The organism is Sphingopyxis sp. LC363 (assembly GCF_000756385.1).
Taxonomy (GTDB): domain Bacteria; phylum Pseudomonadota; class Alphaproteobacteria; order Sphingomonadales; family Sphingomonadaceae; genus Sphingopyxis.
In genome coordinates this window covers 103278-127368 of sequence record NZ_JNFC01000001.1, presented here as the reverse complement: position 1 = coordinate 127368, position 24091 = coordinate 103278, and the positions used below count along the sequence as shown (strand labels likewise).

Here is a 24091-nt window from a genome sequence, read left to right as displayed (position 1 = left end):
TCACAACTCCACAATTTCGACAAGCATCAAGCGTCGAACTTGGGTCCAATCAAATGGCGCGTTGCCAAGCGGACGCAGGACGGCACGATGCTTTCGGCTAAAATCTATCATAACTAACGCCCCGCCATCTATAGTGGCTGCCCAGAAATTTATCGCTTCGTCCGCATTGGAGAACGCCTCGAGATCGGCGATCAAGTCGATCAGCGCCTGCGCTTCGGTGGCGCCAAGCCATTGCTGCGCAGCCTCCAGCTTGGTGCATCGGTCTGCTAGCTCGCGGCTTTGGTACGAAACAACCAGCACCGTCTAATCCTCGCGCCGTCACGCCCGTTACGGCAACGGCGAATTGCGGAGCTTGCGCGCGCGCTTTTCGCGAATCTCAGAAGTGCGGGCCTGATTGCGGGCCAGTTCGGTCTCGCCGGCAGCGGCCATTTCGATCTCGTACGCCTCGGCCATTCCTGCAAGCGTGACGAGGACGCCGCCCGTCTCGGCGCTGACGTCGCCGACTGGCCGCGAATAGACATAATCGACAAGGGCAAGCGCGTCAGCGCGCGAGCACCCGCCCGCCTGCGCCAGTTCGAGAGCTTCTTCGAGAAAACGGTGGGTCCGTTCGAGCTTCGACGACGCGACCTCGGAGCCGAAGCATTCATGCAGCCAGTCCGCAACGCGTTCCTGGTAGCTCTGCTCAAATGCCACGTCCGGTCCTCGATATTCCATTGCCGCAACGGCCGCAGATCCCCCCACAGCGTCCTCCCCTAAACCCGCTTCGCCGGTGAATCATATCTGGCACACCGAGTCCACAACAAGTTGTAGGCTGTATTATTAGCGAGGCCCAACATACAGAAATCGGCCTCACAAAATCCGCGACGGAACACCGCCGCCGTGGAGGAAGAGCGGACTGATAATCAGTGCGATTCTCGCAGTCAGCCGTTGAGCTTGTCCTTGACGGCCTTCGCGGCCGCGAAGGTAAGTTTCTTCGAAGCGGCGATCTGGATCGTCGCACCGGTGGAAGGATTGCGTCCCTCACGCGCCGGGCTCGCCTTTACCTTGAATTTGCCGAACCCATTCAGCGAGATTTCTTCGCCGTTGGCGGCGGCATCTGCAATAGCGGCGAAAACACCATCGACGAGCTTGCGAGCATCAGCCTTCGAAACGCCATGCTCGGTCGCGATTGCCTCGGCGAGATCAGAGTTGTTCATTAGGTCCTCCTGAATCAGATTTCACGGCCGCCTAGCCGCACCAAGCATTCCAGTCACTCAGGAAATGGCACTTACCTTTAGAAAATTGCACCGCGCCAGCAGGCATATCAGGAACCAGTCAAAGCCGGCTGCGAATTTGGCTAGAGAGGTGGGCGCGATGGGTTTCAATGGGGCATTTCGCCGATCTTCCGCGTCACTATGGGTAAAGTTTGGAGCAGTGCCGTTTATCCTATGTCCTAAGGACATAGGATAAACGGCACTGTATGAAAGTCAATCCCGGCGGAGAGGCTTGACTTTTTATGTCCTACCATATACCCTATGTCCTAAGGACATAGGGTATATGGTAGGAGGTAAAATGGAAGCGGCCCGGCCCTTTCAGCTGCGCAAGCGGATGACCAATCTTGCCGAATCGCTGGCGCGTCGTTTGGACGCTCAGGACAAGCCGGTCCTCTCAAACTACGAGATTTTCGCTATCCTGACACGCATTTATAAGGATGGCGACGCACGTTATCTTCGCGGCGACAAGCCGAACCACGATATTTTCCGCCGTACGCGCGCGTTGCTTGTGGCCGAGGGGATCATCCGCAGCGACAATGACTATCATCCGCTCTACCGCGTGATGAGCAAGTCCGATGCCGCCGCCGAGGATATCGCCTGCTCTGTCGATCCCTATTGCTATATTTCGCATATGTCGGCGATGCAGCGCTACGGCCTCACCAATCGCCGTCCCGAAGCGCTGTTCCTGACCGAGCCCACGGCTGCGCTGAAGCGGCAGCTCGTCAAGGCCGAGACTCCAAGCGGCAATATCCGGCTCGACAATGACCTCGACGGGCTCAGCGGTCCGGCCGAGCGGCCTACGGCGGTGCGCCATCCGGCGAGCGTTCGCGGCCGCCGCCTCGAAATTCTCTCGACCAAGCATGTGGGCGAGCATGTTGCGATCAAGGGCAGCCTCGCGCGCATCGCGACGATCGGCCAGACCTTCCTCGATATGTTGGATGAGCCTGCGCGCTGCGGAGGTATGGCGCATATATTGGAGATCTGGTCGGAGCATGTCCGCACCTATCTGGACGATGTCCTGACAACGATCGACGGAGCAACTAAGCCGATCCTCAAGGTCCGCGCCGGTTATATCCTCGACGAACGTTTGGGCGTAACCGATTCCCGCATCGCGGCGTGGTTGGCGCTTGCGCAGCGCGGGTCGAGCCGCGTGCTCGTCGCCGGCGAACCCTTCGCCAGCGAGTTTTCAGAGAAGTGGATGCTGTCACTCAATGTCTGATCCGGTCGAAATCGAAAGCTGTACCGTCGACATCGACCAATGGATCGAAAAGGCGAAAGCTGATCCCGAAGCCTATCTCGAGCGGCAGGTCACCGAGATATTCCTCGCTGCGCTCGGAATGACGACGCCCTTCGCGCATGAGATATTCCTCAAGGGCGGCATCCTGATGGGGGTCGTCTATGAGAGCCCCCGCCAGACGGGCGATGTCGATCTCACCGCGATCAGCGATCCGACGAGCGAAACCGTGGACGCGCTCAAGGCCGCGCTGAGCGAAGCTCTCCCTCGCGCCGCGGCGCGCCTCGGCTATCCTGACATCCTGTGCGCGGTGCAAAGCTCGCGCTTCATGCCGTCGGAACAGATGTTCGAGAAAGCGCGGGGACCTGCGCTTAGCCTGCGGATCGGTTACGCGCGGCGCGGCGCTCCGCAGGAGGCGAAGTTCCGCGCCGGGCGCTCGCCGACGATCCTCGACGTCGATATCAGTTTTCGCGAACCGGTAAACGCGATCCAGCTCATAAGGCTTGGCGAGAGTGGCGAAACCTTTCGCGCCTATTCGCTCATCGATCTCATAGCAGAAAAGCTGCGCGCGCTCCTTCAGCAAGAGATCCGCAATCGTAATCGCCGGCAGGACATATATGACATCGCTTCGCTGCTGGCCTGTTTCACGCTCGACGATGAGGAGAAGCAGACCTTGCTGGACACGCTCTGCGAGAAGAGCAAGGCGCGGGCGATCGAACCCGATTCGGAGGCACTTTCGAGGGCCGAAATCAAGGAACGCGCGCGCAAGGAATGGGATACGCTCGCGATCGAAATCGGCGAATTGCCCGATTTTGATGAATGCTTTGCTTCCGTCGATGGATTTTACCGGTCCTTGCCATGGAGCGTCGACTAAGCGAGCGCCAGCTCCCGCTTGTGCGCTCAGACCTAGCTCAAGACCTGAGAATTGGGCCAGCACGCATGCTCGCGAACAGGATGCTTCTTCTGTCCTTCAGCCCTGTCCCGATGCTCGCGCTTGATTCAAAACGAATAGCCGTGACAGGATTTCTTCATCGGACAGCATTCCCGCGCGCCAGTCGTCGCTCCAGCCATAGGCATCGGCGACCGCGGCGTCTAAAGTGCGATGAGCATTGTCTAGCCACGCCGGGCGCGCATTGTACAAATTGGTCAGCGTTCGCTTCGCCAGCTCCCTCGCCGCCACCTCGTCCTTCGGCAATATGCGGTCGGGACATCCCGCCACCACCTCGGACTCCCGCACCACCAGGTCTGCTGGATTCAGCCAGTTCTCGCGCAATTCGTTCAGCCGCGCCGCTGCGGCGGCAATCGCGATCGCGTGCGGATCGGTGGCACAATTGGCGGTGGCGATGTCGGGGGTCAGTCCTTCAGGAAATGGGAAGGTTTGGAATGTTCGCGTCGCATTATATCGACCCTGATTTCCCACGCCTAGCTGATTTCCCTGAGACTTAGCCCATACGGAGTGGAATGTACTGCTAAGGATGCCGAAGGTTGTCATATCGTCGATCGCAATAACGAAGAGACTTCCGCTGAAAACGGAATTTGCCGGCAGAAATCTAAATAACAAATGCTCACTCGTTTCCGGAACCGCGATCACCCGACGGAGGTCGCCAACCGCCGCGCGCAATTTTGTTCGCGGCCGTTGCATTAGCCAGTAGCTACTGAGGCGATCCGCCTCAGTAGCTTTTCCGACCGCCAATTGAGACCGATGCGCTGTTACGCGCTCGCGCACGATAGCGAAAGGTCGCTCGAAAAGTGAGGCATCATCTAAGTGGGGGTAATCGGTAAAGTCGATTACCCAGCAATCAGCATCACGCATCGTCACATCATCGTTGCCGCAAAAACGCTTCACTACGCGGTCATTTGGCAAGTTGTTGGGGTTTAAGGGCGCGCGAAGCATACTTCGCGCCTCCGGATGCGCTATTTCGAATGGACCATTGAGCTTGACGCCCTGAAACGCTTTCCCGCGATTTGAATGAAGCGGCAGGGCTTTGCTAAGATCTATCCCCGTCGTTAGGTCAGCGTTGATCTTTGAGACGTTGACCCCGTCCAACAGAAAGGACGTAGGGTCTAAACCAGCACATACTATTGCTACCCGTACATCCGCTCCATCGACCACCCAGGGTTCATTCCGCCACGCGTGAAAGATATGGAAATCCGTCTTCTCCTGGATGGCCGCCAAAGGGCGATTGCTAGCGCCCTTCCCGACCGACTTGGTGGCAATCATACCGAACGAATGGAGGCGGACTCCTTTTATCGCTGCGCACGTCTTAGAGAACCAATAGCTAACCAAGTCAGCTGAGGCGGGAACCTCTCCCTTATATGCTGCGAACAGCGCATCAACATAGGCATCTCCGAGGCCCTCTAGGGCAGGCTTGCTCTTGGTGGCTGGTCGTCCCTTCCTCAGATATTTTGATCCGAGGAATGGCGGGTTACCAATGATGGCATCTGCCACCGGCCACTCTGCCCGCGTGCCATCGTCATTCAACACAGCGTCGCGGCATTCGATCGTATCGAGGTTGCGCAGAATTGGATTCTTCGCCGCATCGAAGCCGTTACGCCGCATCCACTGGATTTCGCCGATCCAGACTGACACCCGTGCGAGTTCAGCGGCATAGGGGTTTAACTCGATCCCTAGTACGCATTCGGGCCCGACCCGCGGGAACCCGCGCGAAAGCCCCAGCGCTTCGGCATCCAGATTGGCGCGATGCTCGATATCTTTCAGTGCGCGCAGCGCGACATATAAGAAATTGCCCGATCCGCACGCCGGGTCGAGAACGCGGAAATTCACCAGCCGCTCGATAAATGCCTGATGAAGTGCTGCGGCTTCACTCATCAGTTTATCGGCCCGGCGCTTTTCTGCCGGGGTTAACAACCGTTCCTTCGTCCGCTTGGGCGCCCCGTCGATCAGAGCCGCCATCTTCGCCAGCGATGCGGCCCACTCGGCCTCCAGCGGCTCGATGATTACCGGGTGAACGATCATCATGATCTTGTCCCGGTCGGTATAATGTGCGCCCAACTGACTGCGTTTGGCCGGGTCCAGTCCACGCTCGAACAAGGTGCCCAAGATCGACGGGTCGATCTGCGACCAGTCGCGCTGCGCCGCCTTGTACAAATCCTCGACGTCGTCGCGCGTCACCGGCAGCGCGTAGTCGTCAGCGAACAATCCGCCGTTGAACCAGTCGATCCGCGTGAAGCCAACCTTTCCGCCTTGCTTCGCCATCGCGCCGAACAGCATTCCGGCATGTTCTGCGAAGCTCGCCGGATCGCTGCGACACAGATCCAGCATCTTCGTGAACAGGTTGTCGGGCAGCAGGCCGACATCCTCCGCGAACATGCAGAATACCAGCTGGTTGACGAAATGCGCCACCTGCCCGGCGTCATGTCCTCGGTCGCGCAGCCGCTGCGCCAGCCCTGCAAATTCCTTGGCCGTTTCCTCAGTCAGCGCTTGCCGCGTCTTGCTGGGTTTGAAATGCTCAGGGTCGGTAAAGGCGCGCTTCAACCGCTCACGCACGTCGCCGTCGATCAGATCGTCCAGCTCGAAATCGTGGACCTCCTGGACCGTGTTGGTCCAGTTTGTGTGTATGCGGATGCGGTTCATATCACTGACGATCAGCAGCGGCGGGTTTTCCAGCGCGACGCTATATTGCAGCAACTGGTCGAACGCTTTTTTCAGATCCTTTTTAGGACCCTTGTACTCCCAGGCGAAGCAGGCCTTGCGCCAGACGTCGGCCCATCCTTCGCCCCCGCTCGTCTTCGACGCGCCCTTTTCGAAGGTGAACCATTCGCCCGCAGGATCGGCCGTAATCGGATCAACGACGCCCAACAACGCGCATAAATCGTTGAAATGGCTTTGTGACGCCGACCGTTCTTTCAGTTCGTTATTGCGCCATTTCGCGATAAATTCGTGCGGTGTCATGCCGCGTTGCTAATCGGCTGATCGCGGACTGGCTACCAGTTTTGTCTGCCCGCGCCGTTGGGACTCCGACGTTCCATGGTGGTTGCCACGAAATTTTGGCACCGTGGGATCGGCGGTTTGGATTTTTGAAAGGGGAAAGCCTTCCCCTGACGGCCGGCCTGTAGTCCGTCCGTACCCCTTCCGCAGAGGCTGGCCGCCCCCGCGACGCCCCCGATACGGTGCGCGGTTGAAAATGGGCGCTCGCTGCCGACGGCAGGCGCCGACAGGGATCGCACGTCTGTCTTGACCGCGCTGCGCACTCGGCCCGGCAATCTTGGCGGTGCGGCGGCTAAGCACATCTGCGCACGCACGCCGCACCGCCTGCGGCCGTTCCGAGAGTGCGATCCTTCTCTAGATCCGCCGGAACGGCGAATTAGTCTTCGTCGCTGACGATCATGTTGGCGCCGCGTTGAACGCGGCGGCGATATCGATCGGCCTCCCGTCTGTCGCTGGGTTGGCCGGCTCTCCCCTCTGGGCGAGTCCCGGCGTCCCGCAAGCCGCTCTGCGGCTCTTCCTCTTCGTTCCAGCCCTTCGGGTGCGGGCCGCCTCCCTGGCCGCGCCCGGCAGGTCGTTCTCGCCGCCCACCCCCGCTCCGCCGGGGGCCTGATGGTTGGGGGGCGGGAATGGAGGATGACATGGGAAAGACCAAAGAGCGCCGCGATGGGGGCAAGCTTCTGTCCGCTGAACTTCATGACGCCTTGCGCGCGAATGACGAGGCGCGGCGTACCGCCGTGATGGCGGGTGCGGTGGAACCGGACTTCGTGCCGGTTGCCAAATTCTTCTCGCCGGTCGGTGCGGCGACGTGGCTCGCGACCGAATTGGGCGAGGATGGCGATACGCTGTTCGGGCTTGCCGATCTGGGTTTCGGCTGCCCCGAACTCGGTTCGTTCAGCCTGTCCGAACTGGCGTCGGTACGCCTGCCCTTCGGCCTCGGCATCGAGCGCGATCTTAGCTTTGCGTCCGAGGTTCCGCTGTCGGGCTGGGCCGCTGCGGCGCGTCGCGCGGGATCGATCATCACCGCCGAACAGAATTTCCGCCGTGCCGCGCGCGGCGACGAACTTCCGAAGTCCGAGGGCTGAGGCAGACGCGGGCGGCGCGTCTCGCCGCCGAACCTAAAGCCGGTCCGCCCAATCGCGAAACTCGACGGACCGGCACCTTCCACAAAGAAAGGTGAAGACAATGAAACTCGACTTTATCGACCTTGGCAAGCTGTCGATCAGCAAGACCAATATGCGCTACGCCAAGAAGGCGCCCGATGTGGGGGATATCCTGCCTACCGTTCGTGCGCGCGGCGTTCTCGTTCCGCTGATCGTCCGGCCAAACTGCGCCGAGGGCGCGTTCGAGATCGTGGCGGGGGCGCGGCGCTTCACGGCGGCGACCATCGTCGCGGGCGAAAGAGGCGAAGCCGAGCCGCTCCCTTGCGCGATCCTCGAAGAAGGCGACGATGCCGCGGCGCTCGAAGCCTCGTTGATCGAGAATGTCGCGCGGCGCGATGCCGACGAGGTGACGCAATGGGTCACCTATACGCGGCTGGTTCGCGAGGGCCGGAGCGTTGCCGATATTTCCGACACGTTCGGAATGCCCGAGGCAATGGTGAAGCGCATCCTCGCGCTCGGCAATCTGTTGCCGCGCATCCGTTCGCTCTACGCAAAGGAGAAGATCAGCGCGGGCACGGTGCGGCACCTAACGATGGCGTCCAAGTCGCAGCAGCGCGCATGGCTGTCGCTGTTCGACGACGCGGATGCCTATTGCCCGCAGGGGCAGCAGCTCAAGAACTGGCTGTTCGGCGGCGGTGCGATCAGTGCAGCCCATGCGCTGTTCGACGTCGAGGCGAGCGGCCTCGCGATCATTGCCGACCTGTTCGGGGACGAACGCTATTTTGCGGACAGCGATGCTTTCTGGACGGCGCAGCTTGCCGCCGTCGAGGAGCGCCGGGCGCGCTTTCTGGACGCGGGGTGGAGCGAAGTGGTCGTCATGCCCAAGGGCGACTATTTTCGCGAATGGGAACATCGTCACGCGGCGAAGCGCAAGGGCGGGCGTGTCTATATCGAGGTTCGCGATAGCGGCGAAGTCGATATCCACGAGGGCTATGTCACGGCCAAGGAAGCGGCACGGCTTGAAACGGGCGAAAAGATCGAAGCCGCGCCCAAGGCGTCGCGTCCCGAACTGACTGCGCGGACGCAGACCTATGTCGATCTTCATCGCCATGCCGCTGTCCGCGCTGAACTGACCGGCCATCCGCCGGTCGCGCTGCGCATGATGGTCGCCCACGCCATCGCTGGCTCACCGCTCTGGAATGTGCGGGTCGAGCCGCAGTCGGCCAAGAATGATGATGTGCGCGAAAGCGTCGAGGTCAGCAGTGCCGAGGCGGTGTTCGACGAGAAACGGCGCGCGGTGCTGGCGCTGCTCGGCTTCGATACCGAGGAACCGACCGTGACCGGCGGCAATCCGATGCCGCTCGCGGACCTGTTCCAGCGACTGCTCGATCTGCCCGACCGGGCGGTAATGGACGTCATCGCTATCGTCATGGGCGAAACTCTGTTCGCCGGGAGCGCAGTCGTCGAAGCGGCGGGCCTCCACATCGGTATCGACATGGCTGCGTGGTGGAGCGCCGACGATGCGTTCTTCGCCGGTCTTCGCGATAAGGAGGTACTGACCGCGCTGGTTGCGGAGGTCGGTGGGGGCGAGGTTGCCGCCGCCAATGCCAAAGAGAAGGGCGTGACCTTGAAGGCGATCGTCCGCGATCATCTGGACGGCAACAATGGTCGCACCAAGGTCGAGGGGTGGGTGCCGAGGTGGATGGCCTTCCCGCCCGCCGCCTACACCGAGCGCGGCGGGATCGTTGCCGTGGTCGCACCTAGCGAAGCGGCCCCTCAGGGAGCCGAGGAGGAACCGCAGCGTAAAGCCGCGTAAAGCTGAGGGCGGCGATGCCCATGTCGCCGCCCTTACCCTTGGAGCCGAAAAATCGCGCGCCGCTCGCCCGTTCCGGGCTCGCGGCAAATTGCACGGCCGATCAAATAGTCATGGCCGGACAATTGGGCAGTAAGTCAGAGAACGAAATGGGATCGCCCATCGCCTAAGCCGCGTCCCAGACTCTGTTCAGAATTTGAGCCGCGAGAGCGGCCTTATCCTGTGGCAGAAAGCGTCCGTAATGCGCGGCGACCGTGTCGGGCGTGTCTTGGATCGCGTAGCTGGCCTGTTCATATGACCCGGTCTGCTTGAGAATATGAGTAGCCAGCACGTCCCGGACATTATGCGGTCCATGAGGCAAGAGGCCTTCTATCGCGCCGCGTCCGGTATAGGGGTTCCGGATGCCATATCTTTGGATGATCTGTCGCCAAGCCTCGTAGAAGGTCGTCTGATTATACGAGGCATCGCGGGTCTTCGTCTTGACCGTCTTCACAAAGAATGTTCCGGGGTCTTTGGCACGACCGAGAAGGACGCGGCGATACCGGTCGATATAAGCCTCGATATGCTCATAAAGACCGCCGAGGTTTGGCAGCACCAAGCGAAAGGGCTTGTTCCCGAAAAAGGATGAGCTAGCGTTCTTGAAGGCCGACGCTGGGATCAAGACTTCCCAGCCATGCTCCTTGACGTTCCATCTGAGTTCGCCGCGTTTCCGCATTTCGAGATGGCGTTCGGCCGTCGGCAGTCGCCCTTTGGGGCAGATTAGCAATTGGCGAAGATTCTTCTGTCGAACGCCCAAGTGCAGACCGAGGCGAAGCATTAGGAAGGATCGGGAGGCTTCCGCCGCGGCGCGAGGATGGCGAAGGGCGTTCGGCATCAGCTTGAGGATCTCGTCGGTGATCTTGCGATACTCGCCCACCGGGCTGTCGGCCTCAAGGACGGGCATGATAGGCTCGAACGGGTCACGGTGCACGCGAGCAACGCGCTCGATCTCCTTCACGCGAGACAGGCCGTGCTTATAAAGCCTGTCGCACGCCCCGTCCCAATCCGACCGTACCTCTTCGATGTCCGCGCTCGACACCAACCCGGCGATTGGTTGAAGACGCGAGGCCAAGTGAGGGGACTGGCGTAGCCAGCCGGTTTCGACACGGCAAAAAGCGAGCGCGAGCTGGAACATGTTCGCTTCCCAGACCGTATAGAAGCCGCGGCGGCGTTCGCGCCACTGGACGTACCAATCTAGGATGGCAGGAAAGACCAGCAGTCCCATCGCCAGCCTTTCGGTCGGAACACCGTATCCCTTGACCACGCTACGCGGCGACGCCGCGAGAGCGCCGAAGAGAAGCCCCAAGTGCTCGATTTTCTGAAAGGCCGTGGCTTCATTCCAGACACCGTTCCTGTGGAACCCAATGTCCGTCAACGTCGCTGTCTTGAACCTCACGAGGTCCGCCATCTCCGCTTCCAACGGCGGCGGCGCATCTGTGCGGGCCACGGCCAGTTCCAAGTCTGCTTCATCGGCTGATTGAATCTCGCCCTCGTTCGCGGGATCGAAATTACGCAGGCGCCGACGGTGCGTTAGCGAAGGAAAGCGTATGGCAAACCGGTGCTTTGCTGCCTCTGCCTGATAGCGCCGATAGTCCGTCGTGCCGGATATGATGACCGATCGCACCCACTGCAATATTTCCTGCCGTTCGCGCGCAGGCCGGTCATCGAAATCGTCGGGCAGATGCCATGCGAGCCTTCGCCGCTCGGAGCGAGTGACGCCGCTTAGCCGAGTGTGCCCGCTCGCGGCGCGTGAATTATTGGTCAATTTGGCTTTGAAGTAACCGGCCGGGAGACGATATCGTCGCTCGATCATCGCTAGGATCGCGATGCTCTTTACGGAAGTCGGAGCTTTCTTGCCGGCTGCCCATTGGACGAACGTCGAGCGTTCGATCTTCGCGCCGAAATAGCTGAGTGCCTTGTGCAGGTGTCCAATGGAATCGGCGTGTCGTTCGAGGTGCAAGGCAAAAGCTTCGTGGAAGCATGGGACGTCCGTCCATTCAGAGATGACCGCTTGAGGAAACTCAACGACGGGCTTTGGTTTGCGGCCGCGCTTGCGAGGTTGCATCGATTGGTTTTCCGACGGCGCAACAGCAGCGGCCGTCGAAAAGCTAGTGCTCTTCAACGTCATGAAATTTAGTTCTTCTTTCTGGGTTTAGAGGTGGGCTGAGCGCCCTATAATAATCGGGAAATATTGAAAGGCAGAGTTCAACAGGAGGCTATGCTGCCGTCAAAATGATCCGAATTTCGGTCTGCGTTGCCTTTCAAGGCGCGCAGCCAGCGCTATAGATGTTGACCTCTGAGTAGCCCCTAAATAAAAATTCCCCCGTCGTAGATTGGACCGCTAGCCTCGATTCTTCGCGGTCATGTTTCCCAGACGGGTGCCCGATCCCGAGGTAAAGCCTCGCCTTCGGGGGCTTATTTGGGGGCCCGATAGACGATGCATCAGAGAATAGGCCGGTTTTTAGCCAATTCTTGGCTCTATTCGACTCCCTTCACCGCTCCAGTTTTCGCAAATCGCGATCAGCGAAAGCTCGGCCAGCCCCGCGACGCGGGGACTGACGGCGTGGCTTTGCCACGCCGGGCCTACTTCTCTTCGCAGGGCTTCACCCTCACCGACTGCTCGACCAGCTGGATCTCGCGATAGGCGGTGAGGAAAGCGATGTCGGCGGCGTCGCGGCCGATGCAGATGCGCGCGCATCCCGACGGCCTCGTCATCCCGGTCGCGTCGACCATATGCCAGTCGCCATCCAGATAGACTTCGGCGACGGCGTGGAAGTCCATGGGCCGGGCGCCGAGCGCATAGACGCTCGCCATGCGCGCCGGGATATGCGCGGCGCGGGCGAGCGCGATCATCACATGCGTATAGTCGCGGCACACGCCGCGCCGTTCGACGAAGCTGTCGAGCGCGCCGGTATCGACGTCGCTGGTGCCCGCGACATAGGTGAAGCGGTTCTCGATCCAGTCGCGCATGCGGACGATCTTCGCCCCGCCTTCGAGCTCGCCGAAACGGCGGTCGACGAAGGCGTGAAACTTGTTCGAGGGGCAATAGCGCGATTCGTTGAGATAGGGCACCGCGCCGGCCGGCAGGCGGTGCAGCGGCACTTCGGCCAGCGAAGCGAGATCGATGTCGGGGCGGTCCACCGCGACGCGCGCGCGATATTCGGCGCGGAGCGTGCCCTCGGCACGCAGCCAGATCGGGTCGCAGATGCCGTCGGCCGCGGGTACGCGCGAAATGGATTCGGGCTCGCCGAGGTCGAGCGATGCGTCCTCGACATGCTGGCCGCCGCCGTTCGCCGCCTCGATCTGGAGCATCAGGTCGACCGGTTCGGACAGGCGGTAATTTAGGGAGGCGGAGATTTCGAGTTTCATCTATCGGCAACGCATCAAGGAGGGTTCGGTGGCGCTTAATAGGACAAAGGCCGGGACAAGGGAAAAGAACAAGTGACGCCGGCGCGGACCATCCCGTTCATCGTCGCGACGATCTTCATGGACGCGATCGGCTTCGGCATCATCATGCCGGTGCTGCCGCAGCTCGTGATGGAGGTCGGCGAAATCGACCTGCCCCACGCGATCGAGGTCGGCGCGTGGATCGGCCTCGTCATGGCGGTCGCGACCTTCCTCGCCTCGCCGGTGCTCGGCAACCTCTCCGACCGCTTCGGGCGTCGGCGCGTGCTGCTGCTCGCATTGGGCGGGCTCGCGGTCGATTATGCGTTGCTCACCGTGGTCGAGACCTTGCCCTGGCTGTTCGTCGCGCGCGCGCTGTCGGGCATTTTCGGCGGCAGCTATGCCGCGGCGCAGGCGGCGATCGCCGACATCACCGCGCCCGAGGAGCGCGCGCGCAACTTCGGCTTCGTCGGCGCGGCGTTCGGGATCGGTTTCGTCGCGGGGCCGGCAATCGGCGGCTTTCTCGGCGAGATGAGCCCGCGCGCGCCCTTCGTCGCCGCCGCGATCCTCGCCGCCGCGAACATGCTCTACGGCCTGTTCATCTTTCCCGAAACGCTGCCGCCCGAACGCCGCCGCGCCTTCGACTGGCGCCGCGCCAATCCGCTGGGCGCGTGGCAGACGATGCGAGCGCTGCCCGGCATGGACGGCGTCGCGGGGGTGCTCGTGCTGTGGCAAATCGCAAGCCTCGTCTATCCGATGACGTGGAGCTTCTATTGCATCGCGCAGCTCGGCTGGACGCCGGGGATGATCGGGGCGAGCCTTGCCGCGGTCGGGGTGATGATCGCATTGGGGCAGGCGTTCGTCGTCGGGCCCGCGGTCGCGCGCTTCGGCGAGCGCGACGCGGCGACGCTCGGCATCCTCGTCGCGGTCGCGGTCTATATCGGCTATGCCTTCACCACCTCGACGATCGGCGCCTTCCTGCTGCTGATTCCCATCGCGCTGCAGGCGCCGGTGCAGCCGTCGCTGATGGCGATGATGTCGCGCCGCGCGACGGCGGAGACGCAGGGCGAGGTTCAGGGGATTTCGGCGATGGCGATGGGGCTGGGGCAGCTCGTCGCCCCGCTGCTGCTCACGGGAACGATGGCTTATTTCACCGCCGACAAGGCGCCGGTGCATTTTCCGGGCGCCGCCTTCATTGTCGCCGCCGTCTTTGGCCTGCTAGCGATTGCCATGCTCCGCCGCCTGCCGCGCGCGCAGCCGGCCGATCAGATGCCGCCGTCGGTCACCGCATAGCCGAGCGCATCGAAGCCCGCGGTCAGCATCTGGATGCAGGCCGCGACCTCGGCGCCATCGGTCGAGCGAATGACGAAATTCGCCCCGACCTTGCCATCGCGAAAGAAGGGATAGCTGCCGATCGCAACCCCCGGATGCTCCTTTTCGCCGAGGCGGAGCAGGTCGGCGATCTCGCTCTCGGGCGCCCATGCGCCGATCGTATGCGCGACGAGCGGCTTGCCACCTTCGAGCTCGCCGGTCAGCGCGTCGAGCATGCCCGCGGTGATGTGCGGCACACCGGCCATCACGAACAGATTGCCGATGCGGATGCCCGGCGCGCCCGACATGCGGTTGGGGATCAGCTCGGCGCCGTCGGGGGTGCGCGCCATGCGCAGCCGCGCCTCGGTCAGCTCGCCGCCGCGCTTGCTGTAATAGCCCTCGAGGATCGCGCGCGCCTCTGGATGGACGATGACGCCGACGCCCAGTGCCTTGGCCACCGCATCGACGGTGATGTCGTCGTGCGTCGGGCCGATGCCGCCGGTGGTGAAAACATAGTCGTAGCGCGCGCGGATCGCGTTCAGCGCATCGACGATCTCGTCCTCGACGTCGGGCACGATGCGCACCTCGCGCAAGCGAATTCCCTGCACGTCGAGCCAGGTCGCGATCTGCGATACATTCTTGTCCTGCGTGCGGCCCGAGAGAATCTCGTCGCCGATCACCAGCACGGCGGCGGTCCAGATGCGTTCGTCGCTCATCGCTTTGCCTTAGCCCGCTGGCATGACAAAACAAGTCCGCTGGCAGTCGAACCTTGTTCTTGATATGTTCCTGCCCGAATCAATCCAATGGGAGAAGCGCGATGGCCGACGAACTGATTTTCTATACCAACCCGATGTCGCGCGGACAGATCGCGCGCTGGATGCTCGAAGAGGTCGGCGTGCCTTACGAACCGCGCATCCTCGATTATGGGACGACGATGAAGGACGCCGCCTATCTCAAGGTGAACCCGATGGGCAAGGTTCCGGCGATCGTCCACAAGGGCAAGGCGGTCACCGAATGCGCCGCGATCTGCGCCTATCTCGCCGACGCCTTTCCCGAAAAGGGCCTCGCCCCCGACCCGGCCGACCGCGCCGATTATTATCGCTGGCTCTTTTTCACCGCAGGCCCCGTCGAGCAGGCGATCACCGCCAAGCATTTCGGGATCGAACCCGATGCCGACCAGCAGCGCATGGCGGGCTTCGGCTCGCTCGCCGCGGCTCTCGACGCGCTCGAAGGCGCGGTCGCGGGCAAGGCGTTCGTCGCGGGCGACCGCTTCAGCGCCGCCGACGTCTATGTCGGCAGCCAGATCGACTGGGGATTGCAGTTCGGCACCATCGCGCCGCGCCCGGCGTTCGAGGCCTATGCCGCCGGACTTCGCGAACGCCCGGCCTACCAGCGCGCGAAGGAAATCGACAACGGGCTGATCGCCGAGATGCAGGCGGCGGGCGCCGCGGGCTAGGGTCAGGACCCTAGGCGCGGAACTCGGAAACGAGACAGCCCTCCCGCCCGGGTCGCAGGGGCGGGAGGGCTGTGGTTCCGGACCGCCGTGGTGGGGCGGCCCGGATAGGAAACCGGTCGCGCCTAGCGCGCGGCTTCGCGCACCTTCTGCACGGCGGGGAGCAGCAGGCCGATCAGGATCTGGATCGGGTTCGAGGTCACCGTGATGCTGCCCTGCGCGGGCTGCGCCGACTGCGCCATCGCGGGGGTCGCCGAAGCGAGGATGGCGAGCGCGAGGACAGGGGCGATCATCTTCTTGGTCATCTTCATTTCCTTTCAGAATCGGTTCAAAGTCATCGAATTGGGTTCGGGTCTTTCCCGATGCGCTGCTTATGCCGCACGGCATCGCACCCGGCGGTGATCGCCGTCACTCGCCGGAGAAAAACTCACAAAGACTTGAAAAGAAAAGAAAGAAACTTTTTAGAGCATCGTGCGCTAATTAAAACCCGTTCGCCCTGAGCTTGTCGAAGGGCCGTTCTTTCTTTTGGCACCGCAGAAGAAGGACGGTGCTTCGACAAGCTCAGCACAAACGGGGTCGGGTTTGATTCCGATTATCAGCTTGATGCTCTAACCGCGCTTGAGGCGTACCAAAGCCGCATCAAGCGCCTGCAGGAATTGCGAGCGATCGGCCTTCGAAAAGGGCGGCGGCCCGCCGACCCGGCCGTCCATTCCCGCGCGCAGGTCGGCCATGATCGCGCGGGTCGCGATCGCGGGGCCGATCGATGCCGCGGTAAAGGGCTTGCCGTTCGGGCCGAGCACCGTCGCCCCCGCCTTCAGCGCGCGGTCGGCGAGCAATATGTCGGCGGTGACCACGATGCTCTTCGCATCCGCCGCTTCGGCGATCCAGTCGTCGGCGGCGTCGAAGCCGTCCGAGACGGTAATCCGTTCGATCAGCGGGTGCTCGGGCACGCGCAGCCGGCTGTTGCTCACGACCTTGACCGCCACCTCGTGCCGCCACGCGACGCGATAGATTTCGTCCTTCACCGGGCAGGCGTCGGCATCGACGAGGATCACTGGCGCGCTCATCCCGAAAGCCCGTCCCAGAGCAGCTTGGCGCCGAGCAACACCATCAGCGCATAGATGAGCACATAGAAGCGTTCGGGGTTCATCCGCTTCATCCAGCGCACGGTCAGCAGCGTCGAGACGATCGCGAGCGGCATCAGCAGCAGCGCCGCGACGACGACCTCGTGCGGAAAGGCGCCGAGCGCGAGATAGGCAGGCACCTTCATCCAGTTGATCAGCGCGAAGAGCACCGAACTCGTTCCGATGAAGACGAGGTGCGGCAGGCGGCGCGGCGTCACCCACATCTGGAACGGCGGGCCGCCGGCATGCGCGATCTGGCTCGTCAGCCCGGTCGCGAAGCCGAACAGGCTGCCGCCCCAGCCCGGCGACTGCGACGCCGCGACGATCCGCCCGCCGCGCTCGACCCACAGACGGTAAAGCCCGAAGGCGAGCGTGATCGCGCCCAGCGCCGCCATCAGCTGCGCCTCGTTCACCCGTTCGGCATAGTACCAGCCCGCGAGGATGCCGAGCGCGGCGCCGGGCAGCATCCAGCCGATGATCCAGCCGTCCCACGTCTTGCGGAACGACCAGACGCTGATCACGTCCTGCACAATCAGCACCGGCAGCAGCAGCGCCGCCGCGGTCGCCGGCGGCAGCACCAGTGCCGCCAGAGGCGTCGCGAGCGCACCGACCCCGGCGAGCCCGCCCTTCGCCATGCCGAGCAACACGACCGCGACGACCAGAATCGCCAGCGTCGCCGGATCGGCCAGGATGCTCATGCGGCGGGGATCATGCGTCGGGGTTTTCGGGCAAGCGCCAGTCGATCGCGCCACGCCCCTTCGCCTCGAGAAAGGCATTCGCCTGGCTGAACGGCCGCGACCCGAAAAAGCCGTTATGCGCCGACAGCGGCGAGGGATGCGGCGCGCGCAGGATCAGGTGCGGGCCGCCGGGGCCCAGCCCCGGCACGTTCGCCGCCTTCTTCTGCGCATGGCTGCCCCACAGGATGAAGACCTTGGGCGCCGGATCGGCGGCGACCGCCGCGACCGCGGCGTCGGTGAACTTCTCCCATCCCTTGCCCTGATGCGACGCGGCCATCCCCGCCTCGACCGTCAGGCAATTGTTGAGCAGCAGCACACCCTGCTCGGCCCAATGTTTCAAATAGCCGTGCGATGCGGGCGGGATGCCGAGGTCGCTCTTCATTTCCTTGTAGATGTTGACGAGGCTCGGCGGGGTACGCACGCCGGGCTGCACCGAAAAGCAGAGCCCGTGCGCCTGCCCCGGCCCGTGATAGGGGTCCTGCCCCAAGATCACGACGCGCACATCCTGCGGCGGCGTCGCGTCGAGCGCGGCGAACCAGTCGCGCGGGCGCGGAAAGATCGCCTTCCCCTTATCGCGCTCGCCCGCCAGAAATTGCTTGAGCGCCGCCATATAGGGCTGCTCGAACTCGCCGCCGAGGCGGGCGAGCCAGTCGGGATGCAGTTTGACCTCGGCCATGCCCATGGGCTTCACCAGAGCGCGGCGGGCTTGTCCAGCCTCCTGTTCACCACGGCGCGGCGAACGGGCCTTTGCGTCATCGGCTCGCTTCCCTATATCCCCCCAATGACAAGCCCGCCCGACCCCCGCCGCTTCCTCTATCGCGCCGATGCGCTCGACCCCGATCTCGCGCAAAAGCTTGCGCGCGAGGCGCTCGCCAAGGCCGACGACGGCGAGCTTTACCTGCAATATCGCGCGACCGAGAGCTTCGGTTTCGACGACGGGCGCCTCAAGACCGCCGATTATTCGACCGACGCCGGCTTTGGCCTCCGCGCCGTATCGGGCGAGATGACGGGCTTCGCGCATGCGAGCGACGTCAGCGCAGGGGCGATCCGCCGCGCTGCCGAAACGCTCGCGTTGCTCGATCCCGCCAGCCAAGCCCCCGCCGGCCCGCCGCCGCGCACCAACCGCCACCTTTACGACGAGGCGAATCCGCTCGACCTCATCCCCTTCGCGAAGAAGGTCGAGCTTTGCCAGAAGGTCGACGCCGCCGCGCGCGCGCGCGATCCGCGCGTCGTGCAGGTCTCGGTCGCGCTCGCCGGAAGCTGGTCGGTGGTCGAGATCGTCCGCGCCGACGGCTTCCTCGCGACCGATATCCGCCCGCTCGTCCGCCTCAACGTCTCGATCGTGGTCGAGGAGAACGGGCGCCGCGAGAGCGGCTATTTCGGCCTCGGCGGCCGCTATATGTACGACCATCTGTTCGAACCCGCACAGTGGAACCGCGCGATCGACGAGGCGCTGAACCAGGCGCTCGTCAATCTGCGCGCGGTCGACGCCCCCGCGGGCGAGTTCACCGTGCTGCTCGGCCCCGGCTGGCCCGGCGTGCTGCTGCACGAAGCCGTCGGCCACGGGCTCGAGGGCGATTTCAACCGCAAGGGCACCAGCGCCTTTTCCGGCCGTATCGGCGAACGCGTCGCGGCGCCCGGCGTGACGGTGGTCGACGACGGCGCGATGGAAAGCCCGGTCGGCGGCGGCCGCCGCGGTTCGCTCAGCATCGACGACGAGGGCACCCCGACCGGCGAGACGGTGCTGATCGAGGACGGAATCCTGAAAGGCTATATGCAGGACCGCCTCAACGCGCGGCTGATGGGCGTCGAACCGACCGGCAACGGGCGCCGCGAGAGCTTCGCGCACGCGCCGATGCCGCGGATGACCAACACCTTCATGCGCGGCGGGAATGACGATCCCGCCGAGCTTCTGAGCCGCGTCAAGAACGGTATCTTCGCCAAGAGCTTTGGCGGCGGACAGGTCGACATCGTGTCGGGCAAGTTCGTTTTTTCCTGCACCGAGGCGTACAAAATCGAGAACGGCAAATTGGGCGACTCGATCAAGGGCGCGACGCTGATCGGCGACGGGCCGAGCGTGCTGACCAAGGTCACGGGTATCGGCAACGACATGGCGATCGACGAGGGCATCGGCATCTGCGGCAAGGCGGGGCAGAGCGTCCCTGCGGGCGTCGGCCAGCCGACGCTGCTGGTGAGTGGGCTGACGGTGGGCGGGACGGCGTAACCAGTCCTCCCTCTTCGTCATGCCGGACTTGATCCGGCATCCATGACTTCACCGGCCCGCATGGACCCGGATCAAGTCGAACGAGCCACGTGTCTCGTTCGAGGGTGACGAATGCGGCTTTAGCCCTGTGATCGCGCTCACTTGGCGTCCGGCCTCGCCGCGCATATAGGATAACCAAACAGAAACAGGATTCGGTCGCATCATCCGTGGGGGGATCCCCTGCAACAGGGAGGATAGCATGCGTTCGACTCTGCGTTTCGTTTCCGTCGCCGCCATCGCCGCGATGCTCGCCGCCGTTCCGGGCTCGGCGCAAAAGACCACCGGACCCAAAGAACGCTATGAAATGGACGTCGCGACCGCGTCGGGTTTCGCCGCGATGACCGCGGGCGGGCGCAAGCCCGGCGTCGGCGGAATGATGGGGATGATGTTCGGCGGCGGCCCCGAAAATCAGGTCGCGCGCACGATCGAACTTCGGCTCGGGGCGAATCAGCCGCCGACCAAGCCGCCCGTGCGCGCCGACCATTTTTTCCAGCCGCAGGCGAAGCTTGGCGCGTCATTGCCGCTATGGGGGCCCGAGCCCGGACAACCGCGTCCGCGCGAGGACGGCAATGAAATGCCCGACAATTTCGAACGTCCCAAGGGCCGCCTGCTGCTCTTTTGGGGCTGCGGCGCCAAGGCCGGGCCGGGGCAGCCCGTCGTGATCGACTTTGCCAAGGTCGCGGCGGGGCAAGTGCCGCCGAACCTTTTCACCTCGACCGTCCCGCGCATCCGCGAGGTGATGGCGTCGAACAGCGCCTCCTATGCCGACTGGCCGAACCGCAAATCGTCAAAGGCGGTGCCGAAGGACAGCTCGCTGCTCGGCGCGCACCGCGTCGCGGGCAATGTGGGGCCGGAGATCAATTTCACGCTCGCGCAGGATTATATGCCCGCACTGGGTGCCTCGACCGCGCAGCAGGGCGACGGGTCGGTGATGATCCGCTGGAACGCGCTCCAGCCGGCGACCGGCTATGTCGCCTGGGCGTTCGGCGGCATGGACCGCGGCGGCGGGAACGGCGACATGGTGTGGTGGACGAGCAGCAACGCGCGCGAATTCGGCGGCGGCCTGTGGGACTGGCTGCCGCCGCCGGTCGTGGCGAACCTGATCACCAAAAGGATCGTGATGCCGCCCTCGCAGACGAGCTGCCAGATTCCCGCCGAGGTCAAGAAGGCGTCGGGCGAGATGATGATCGGCAATTTGAACGCCTTCGGACCCGAGGCGAATTTCTCCTATCCGCCGAAGCCCGCGGGCAATGCGGTGTGGAATATCGACTGGACCGCGAAAGTGCGCTTCCGGTCGCACACGATGCTGATGATCGGCGCCGATTTCGGCGGCATGGGCGGGTCGTCGACGGGCGGCAGCGCTCTGGCCGAGCCCGCGAAAAAGAAGAAGTGCAAAGGCCCGTTCGGCATTCCGCTCCCCGACGGAGCGTGCTGAAACGGCGGCGAGTCAGCCCCTGTTCACGCACAATCGCGTAAAAGAGCGCCGGGTAGGCTATGATGAAGACAGGAGTCGAACCATGCGTCACCTCATCCCGGCGCTCATTGCCGCCGCGGCCGTAGCGGCCGCTCCCGCCGCGACCGCGCGCGAGAAGCTTGATCCCGAGGCCGAGCTCGCCAAGCTGCTCGAAGGCCGCGTTGCCGGCGAACCGCAGAATTGCATCCCGCTGTCGACCGCGCGCAGCTCGCAGATCATCGACAAGACCGCGATCGTCTACAAGGTCGGCAGCACCTATTGGGTCAACCGGCCGAAGGGCGGCGCCGAATCGCTCGACGACGACGATATTCTCGTCCTCAGGACGACGGGGAGCCAGCTGTGCAGCATCGACACGCTCGAACTGCACGATCGGACGAGCCGGATGTACAGCGGCTTCGTTTCGCTCGGCGAATTCGTCCCCTATCGAAAAGCGAAGGGCGAATAGCTTCGCGAGCGCACAGCTAAGCGATCCAGGGTTGCGCAAACCGCTCTGGATTGCTTCGCTGCGCTCGCAATGACGAACGATTCCCAAGCACCCGCACCGCCCCCCGCCGACTGGGCCCGGCAGCTGCTCGCCTTCTGGTTCGACGACCATGGCATGGACGACTGGTACGGCGGCGGCCCCGATTTCGATGCCGAGGTCCGCGATCTTGCCGAAGGCTGGCACGAGGCCCTCCGTTCGCAGCCCGCCGAGGCCTTTCTGACCGACCCCGACACCGCGCTCGCGGCGACGATCCTGTTCGATCAGGTGCCGCGCAACATCTATCGCGGCCACGCCGACGCCTTCGCGACCGACAGCCTCGCCCGCGCGATCGCGCGCGGCATCGTCGCGCGCGGCTGGCACGAAAGCTGGCCCGACGAGCGCCGCCAGTTCGCCTGCCTGCCCTTTCAGCATAGCGAGGATCTCGGCGACCAGCGCGAATCGCTGCGCCTCTTCGGCCAGTTCGACGACCCGATGTTTCAGGATTATGCCAAGAAGCATTTCGACATCGTCGACCGCTTCGGCCGCTTCCCCCACCGCAACGACGCGCTCGGCCGCGCGACCCGGCCCGATGAGGAAGCGGCGATAGAAGAGGGCAAGAATTGGTGATAGGGCGGATCCGAACCGGAGAACAGCCATGGCCGAATTCACCGATACGCTGACCGAAAAGCATATCGCCTTCATCGCGAAGCAGCCGGTCTTTTTCACCGCGACCGCCGCCGCCGACGGCCGGATCAACCTGTCGCCAAAGGGCTATGCCGACAGTTTCCGCGTCCTTTCCGAAAATCAGGTCGCCTATCTCGACCTCGGCGGATCGGGAAACGAAACCCACGCGCACCTCGCCGCCGATGGCCGGATCACGATCATGTTCTGTGCCTTCGACCGCAGCGCACTGATCCTGCGCATCTATGGCCGCGGGCGTCCCGTGCTGCCGCAGGACGGGGAATGGGACGCGCTCGCGGCCCATTTCAAGCTGCTTCCCGGCACGCGCCAGATTTTCGTGATCGACATCGAAAGCGTGCAGACGAGCTGCGGCTGGGGCGTGCCGATGATGGAACTGCAACACGAGCGCGACACGCTGCAAAAATATCACCGCCAAGCCGACCGCGCGCTGTGGGTCGAAAAATTCAAGGAACGCGACCGGAGCATCGACGGCCTGCCGACGCGCCCAACCGACCGTTTCATTTCGGGCGAGCCCCAGGACGTAAATCCGTAGATTGCGCGTTCGAGGTTTGAAGCGATTTTGTTCAGGGCAAGGAAGCGAGGCGCAGGCATATGAGTATATTCCCAGGCTTGCTGACGCGGCCATGGACAAAATCGGTCAAATCCCCCCTTCCGCTTGTTGTGGGGGACGTCGAAATGGCTTCGATCTCGCCCCCGCGCGGCCTTGCAGATGGAACCACCCTCTGCGGCAGCCGCGCGAAGCCGATATCTTCGCCATTTCGGCGCCTCGACCGCGCAATCTACGGATTTACGTCCTAATGCCGCTCGTCGAGCTGGTGCGGCTTCCCAACGGCGCCGAGGCCGAATTGCTGCGCGGCCGGCTCGAAAGCGCGGGTGTCCACGCGGTCTGTTTCGACGCGGGCATGAATATCGCCGAGAGCGTCGGGCTGCTCATTCCGGTGCGGGTGATGGTGCTCGACGAGGATCTGGACGAGGCGCGCGCGTTGATGACCGAGTTCGAGGGCGGCGGGAACGGAACCGCGGCCTGAGCGCTTGAAAAGCAGATGATCAAGGTCGCCAGCTACAATATGCGCAAGGGCATCGGGCTCGATCGCCGCCGCGATCCAGGCCGCGTGCTGTCGGTGCTCGGCGAACTCGATGCCGACATCGTTGCGCTGCAGGAGGCCGACCGGCGTTTCGGCACCCGCGCGAGCGCGATCCCGCCGCACATGTTCGCGGATCATAGCGATTATGTCCCCGTCGATCTCTTGAGCGGGCGTCCCTATGCGATCGGCTGGCACGGCAATGCGCTGCTCGTGCGCAAGGGTGCCGAGGTCGAGGAAAGTCACGCGCTCCACCTGCCGACGCTCGAACCGCGCGGCGCCGTCGCCGCGACGGTGCGCATCGGCGATACGCGGCTCCGCGTCGTCGGCATGCACCTCGATATTTCGGGGCTGCGCCGCCGCCAGCAGGCGCGCGCGATCCTGAACCATGTCGCCGAGGGCGAGCCCTTGCCGACGATCCTGATGGGCGATTGCAACGAATGGCGCGCGACCGGCGGCTGCCTTGCCGATTTCGGCGCGCAACACCGCCTCGTCGACACCGGCCACAGCTTCCACAGCCGCCGCCCCGTCGCCAAGCTCGACCGGATTTTCGCTACCCCCGACCTCGAAGCGGTCGAGGCGGGCGTCCATCGCAGCGCGCTCGCGGCGAGGGCGTCGGATCATTTGCCCATCTGGGCGCGGTTCAAGGCCGCCGCCGACACTTAAACCCCCTCCAGCTTGCGGGAGGGGAACAACGCTGCCTAAAATTT

24 protein-coding genes are annotated in these 24091 nt (G+C 63.5%); 13 read left to right on the top strand and 11 right to left on the bottom strand.

Annotated features, from left to right (window positions below; genetic code table 11):
• The 3 genes from FG95_RS00560 to FG95_RS00550 all read right to left on the bottom strand — a co-directional run bounded on the left by FG95_RS00560 (nucleotide 1) and on the right by FG95_RS00550 (nucleotide 1211).
• A complete protein-coding gene (locus FG95_RS00560; RefSeq protein WP_037553229.1) occupies nucleotides 1–300 on the bottom strand; it encodes a hypothetical protein in 300 nt (99 codons plus the stop codon).
• A 27-nt stretch (nucleotides 301–327) separates the two neighbouring features.
• Nucleotides 328–693 (bottom strand): hypothetical protein, encoded by a 366-nt coding sequence (locus tag FG95_RS00555; RefSeq protein ID WP_037553226.1) that lies wholly within the window; start codon nucleotides 691–693, stop codon nucleotides 328–330.
• Between the two features lie 227 nt (nucleotides 694–920).
• Nucleotides 921–1211: an HU family DNA-binding protein gene (locus FG95_RS00550; RefSeq protein ID WP_327195715.1), complete on the bottom strand. Its 291-nt coding sequence runs from the start codon at nucleotides 1209–1211 to the stop codon at nucleotides 921–923.
• Between the two features lie 340 nt (nucleotides 1212–1551).
• Between FG95_RS00550 and FG95_RS00545 the strand changes: the two genes are divergently transcribed.
• Nucleotides 1552–2472: a hypothetical protein gene (locus FG95_RS00545; protein ID WP_037553223.1), complete on the top strand. Its 921-nt coding sequence runs from the start codon at nucleotides 1552–1554 to the stop codon at nucleotides 2470–2472.
• Nucleotides 2465–3361 carry a nucleotidyl transferase AbiEii/AbiGii toxin family protein gene (locus FG95_RS00540; protein WP_037553221.1) on the top strand — a complete coding sequence of 299 codons (897 nt, stop codon included), beginning with the start codon at nucleotides 2465–2467 and terminating at the stop codon, nucleotides 3359–3361. The genes FG95_RS00545 and FG95_RS00540 overlap by 8 nt, the downstream gene beginning before the upstream one ends.
• Before the next feature lie 96 nt (nucleotides 3362–3457).
• On the opposite strand, the gene FG95_RS00535 is transcribed toward FG95_RS00540, so the two are convergent.
• A complete protein-coding gene (locus FG95_RS00535; protein WP_037553220.1) occupies nucleotides 3458–6400 on the bottom strand; it encodes a class I SAM-dependent DNA methyltransferase in 2943 nt (980 codons plus the stop codon).
• Between the two features lie 674 nt (nucleotides 6401–7074).
• Here FG95_RS00535 and FG95_RS00530 point away from each other — a divergent pair.
• Both FG95_RS00530 and FG95_RS00525 read left to right on the top strand, forming a co-directional pair.
• Nucleotides 7075–7518, top strand: coding sequence for a DUF2958 domain-containing protein (locus FG95_RS00530; RefSeq protein ID WP_052181946.1), 444 nt, complete (start codon nucleotides 7075–7077; stop codon nucleotides 7516–7518).
• A gap of 100 nt (nucleotides 7519–7618) precedes the next feature.
• Complete coding sequence (locus FG95_RS00525; RefSeq protein WP_037553219.1) at nucleotides 7619–9352, top strand: ParB/RepB/Spo0J family partition protein; 1734 nt, start codon at nucleotides 7619–7621, stop codon at nucleotides 9350–9352.
• A 163-nt stretch (nucleotides 9353–9515) separates the two neighbouring features.
• Here FG95_RS00525 and FG95_RS00520 read toward each other — a convergent pair whose 3' ends face one another.
• On the bottom strand, nucleotides 9516–11516 hold the full coding sequence (locus FG95_RS00520) for a hypothetical protein (RefSeq protein ID WP_235211410.1): 2001 nt from the start codon (nucleotides 11514–11516) through the stop codon (nucleotides 9516–9518).
• Between the two features lie 455 nt (nucleotides 11517–11971).
• Nucleotides 11972–12757 (bottom strand): transglutaminase-like domain-containing protein, encoded by a 786-nt coding sequence (locus FG95_RS00515; RefSeq protein ID WP_037553217.1) that lies wholly within the window; start codon nucleotides 12755–12757, stop codon nucleotides 11972–11974.
• Between the two features lie 72 nt (nucleotides 12758–12829).
• On the opposite strand from FG95_RS00515, the gene FG95_RS00510 reads away from it, so the two are divergent.
• Entirely contained in the window at nucleotides 12830–14065 is a 1236-nt protein-coding gene (locus FG95_RS00510; protein WP_037553216.1) for a tetracycline resistance MFS efflux pump, read from the top strand.
• Here the strand turns inward: FG95_RS00510 and FG95_RS00505 are convergent.
• Complete coding sequence (locus FG95_RS00505) at nucleotides 14038–14799, bottom strand: competence/damage-inducible protein A (protein WP_037553215.1); 762 nt, start codon at nucleotides 14797–14799, stop codon at nucleotides 14038–14040. The genes FG95_RS00510 and FG95_RS00505 overlap by 28 nt on opposite strands.
• Before the next feature lie 101 nt (nucleotides 14800–14900).
• Between FG95_RS00505 and FG95_RS00500 the strand changes: the two genes are divergently transcribed.
• Complete coding sequence (locus tag FG95_RS00500; protein WP_037553214.1) at nucleotides 14901–15539, top strand: glutathione S-transferase family protein; 639 nt, start codon at nucleotides 14901–14903, stop codon at nucleotides 15537–15539.
• Nucleotides 15540–15661: 122 nt separating this feature from the next.
• Here FG95_RS00500 and FG95_RS00495 read toward each other — a convergent pair whose 3' ends face one another.
• From FG95_RS00495 to ung, 4 genes are all read right to left on the bottom strand, one after another.
• Entirely contained in the window at nucleotides 15662–15841 is a 180-nt protein-coding gene (locus FG95_RS00495; protein WP_152567539.1) for a hypothetical protein, read from the bottom strand.
• 303 nt (nucleotides 15842–16144) lie between these two features.
• Nucleotides 16145–16603 carry a YaiI/YqxD family protein gene (locus FG95_RS00490; protein ID WP_037553212.1) on the bottom strand — a complete coding sequence of 153 codons (459 nt, stop codon included), beginning with the start codon at nucleotides 16601–16603 and terminating at the stop codon, nucleotides 16145–16147.
• A complete protein-coding gene (locus FG95_RS00485; RefSeq protein WP_037553211.1) occupies nucleotides 16600–17358 on the bottom strand; it encodes a sulfite exporter TauE/SafE family protein in 759 nt (252 codons plus the stop codon). Before FG95_RS00485 ends, FG95_RS00490 begins: the two co-directional genes overlap by 4 nt.
• Before the next feature lie 10 nt (nucleotides 17359–17368).
• Nucleotides 17369–18073, bottom strand: coding sequence for a uracil-DNA glycosylase (ung, locus tag FG95_RS00480; protein WP_081932954.1), 705 nt, complete (start codon nucleotides 18071–18073; stop codon nucleotides 17369–17371).
• 105 nt (nucleotides 18074–18178) lie between these two features.
• Between ung and tldD the strand changes: the two genes are divergently transcribed.
• The 7 genes from tldD to FG95_RS00445 all read left to right on the top strand — a co-directional run bounded on the left by tldD (nucleotide 18179) and on the right by FG95_RS00445 (nucleotide 24047).
• Nucleotides 18179–19621, top strand: a complete 1443-nt coding sequence (gene tldD / locus FG95_RS00475; protein WP_037553209.1) for a metalloprotease TldD — start codon at nucleotides 18179–18181, stop codon at nucleotides 19619–19621.
• A 238-nt stretch (nucleotides 19622–19859) separates the two neighbouring features.
• Nucleotides 19860–21095, top strand: coding sequence for a hypothetical protein (locus tag FG95_RS00470; RefSeq protein ID WP_037553207.1), 1236 nt, complete (start codon nucleotides 19860–19862; stop codon nucleotides 21093–21095).
• A gap of 82 nt (nucleotides 21096–21177) precedes the next feature.
• Nucleotides 21178–21579 (top strand): hypothetical protein, encoded by a 402-nt coding sequence (locus tag FG95_RS00465; protein WP_037553206.1) that lies wholly within the window; start codon nucleotides 21178–21180, stop codon nucleotides 21577–21579.
• A 69-nt stretch (nucleotides 21580–21648) separates the two neighbouring features.
• On the top strand, nucleotides 21649–22224 hold the full coding sequence (locus FG95_RS00460) for a DUF924 family protein (RefSeq protein WP_037553204.1): 576 nt from the start codon (nucleotides 21649–21651) through the stop codon (nucleotides 22222–22224).
• A gap of 28 nt (nucleotides 22225–22252) precedes the next feature.
• On the top strand, nucleotides 22253–22831 hold the full coding sequence (locus FG95_RS00455; RefSeq protein ID WP_037553203.1) for a pyridoxamine 5'-phosphate oxidase family protein: 579 nt from the start codon (nucleotides 22253–22255) through the stop codon (nucleotides 22829–22831).
• Nucleotides 22832–23096: 265 nt separating this feature from the next.
• Nucleotides 23097–23327 (top strand): putative signal transducing protein, encoded by a 231-nt coding sequence (locus FG95_RS00450; RefSeq protein WP_037553201.1) that lies wholly within the window; start codon nucleotides 23097–23099, stop codon nucleotides 23325–23327.
• A 15-nt stretch (nucleotides 23328–23342) separates the two neighbouring features.
• Entirely contained in the window at nucleotides 23343–24047 is a 705-nt protein-coding gene (locus FG95_RS00445; RefSeq protein ID WP_037553200.1) for an endonuclease/exonuclease/phosphatase family protein, read from the top strand.
• Nucleotides 24048–24091: the final 44 nt, after the last annotated feature.